The organism is Streptomyces spinosisporus, assembly GCF_022698145.1.
GTDB lineage: Bacteria > Actinomycetota > Actinomycetes > Streptomycetales > Streptomycetaceae > Streptomyces > Streptomyces spinosisporus.
The window spans coordinates 1-374 of sequence record NZ_JALDAX010000074.1; the positions used below are offsets into that span (position 1 = coordinate 1).

General features: G+C 65.8%; 1 protein-coding gene. It reads right to left on the bottom strand.

What is annotated here, in order from left to right; translation table 11 throughout:
* Positions 1 to 374, bottom strand: a 374-nt coding sequence (locus MQN93_RS43765; RefSeq protein ID WP_242713929.1) for an alpha-amylase family glycosyl hydrolase, incomplete at both ends; no start/stop codon positions are given.

Below are 374 nucleotides of genomic sequence, written 5' to 3' on the forward strand. Positions count from 1 at the left end.
GCACCGTGTCCGGATACATGGAGTCGATCTCGCGCCGGACCCGCTTCAGGAACGCGTGACTGGCGGGCAGGTTCTCGCAGTTGGTGCCCTCGGCGGCATAGAGATAGGGCACGGCGTCGAGCCGGAAGCCGTCGATGCCCAGGTCCAGCCAGAAGCGCAGCGCGGCCAGGATCTCCTCCTGCACGGCCGGGTTCTCGTAGTTGAGGTCCGGCTGGTGGGAGAAGAAGCGGTGCCAGTAGTACTGTCCCCGCACGGGGTCGAAGGTCCAGTTGGAGGCCTCGGTGTCGACGAAGATGATCCGCGCGTCGGGATATTGCTTGTCGTCGTCGGCCCACACGTAGTAGTCGCCGTAGGGCCCGTCGGGGTCTTTGCGG